Origin of the sequence: Vibrio sp. OPT46, from assembly GCF_015163535.1 — a bacterium.
GTDB lineage: Bacteria > Pseudomonadota > Gammaproteobacteria > Enterobacterales > Vibrionaceae > Vibrio > Vibrio alginolyticus.
Window position 1 is genome coordinate 7717 of sequence record NZ_JADDYG010000637.1, and the last position, 1031, is coordinate 8747.

1 protein-coding gene is annotated in these 1031 nt (G+C 41.5%); it reads right to left on the reverse strand.

The window, feature by feature from the left end; all coding sequences use genetic code 11:
* On the reverse strand, positions 1-968 hold a 968-nt coding region (locus IQR33_RS23975), incomplete at its 3' end, for an AAA family ATPase (protein WP_193844126.1).
* Positions 969-1031: the final 63 nt, after the last annotated feature.

Here is a 1031-nt window from a genome sequence, read left to right on the forward strand (position 1 = left end):
GTCAGTAGTTGTGTAGCACTTGCTTTGGTTTCCCTAATGAAGTTAGAAAATGCTTCATTGAATGCAACTTTGTAGCTTTCGATTAGTTCTAATGAATCGCCTTGAAGTTCTTGACCGCAAAATGGACAATTTTCATCTAAATGAGTCAGGCCGCTGGAAGCCCAGCCTTTAAAGCCGTTCTGCTCCTTTAGGTGTTCCATGTGCGCTTGTACTAGAGCTTTTGCGTCGGTGTGAGCTTCTTCCATACTAGTTGCTAAGCACTCATTGATTTCATTACTTGTCGCTGTGATATCAAAAGTAGTAGAAATCTCTTTTAAGTTCTTTCGTGTTTTAGATTGAGTGACGCTACCAATCTGTACCGTTAATGATTCTTGCTCAGCGATAGATGCGGCAATTGCAACATTCAGCTCTTCGATAGACTCTGTTGGAAGCTCAGAAGCTACGTATGTTATTACATCGGTGATACCGCTCGCTTCTAGTTCGATCTTAGCTGTTCGTAAACTTGCATTTGTAGTAGCTAAAGCCTCTTTCTCTGCTTTGAGGGCTTCAAAACGCTCGGTATTTTCTTCACCTAGAATGAAGTTTGAAATGTTCTCTGAGTTTTCGCGGTTATTGACTGTACCGCTCATTACATTTCGATGAATGAAATTGTGGTCAAAGATATGCAGTTCACAATCAGCAGGTAATCCTGGGGCCCAAGTTTCGTTTGCAAACACAGAGATTGGCGCGTTATCGAACTGAAATTCGACTTTCATTGCATTAGCCGCTGTTCCTTGCCTTGGTATAGATTTACGGTTTTTGATCAGCTCAGGGTTGTTCGACGCGAGAGAATAGAAAATGTCACACAGCGTACTTTTACCATTTCGGTTTTCACCATAGATTATATTCACGTCAGAAAACTGCGTGCCTCCAGCTCTAGCGCTGTGATAGCTGCCGATACCTTCAATTTTTCGTATTCTTCTTAGCATTATGATACCCATTTGATAGATGATGTTTCATACTACCAAAGGCTCATATCTAGAAAGTGGTCG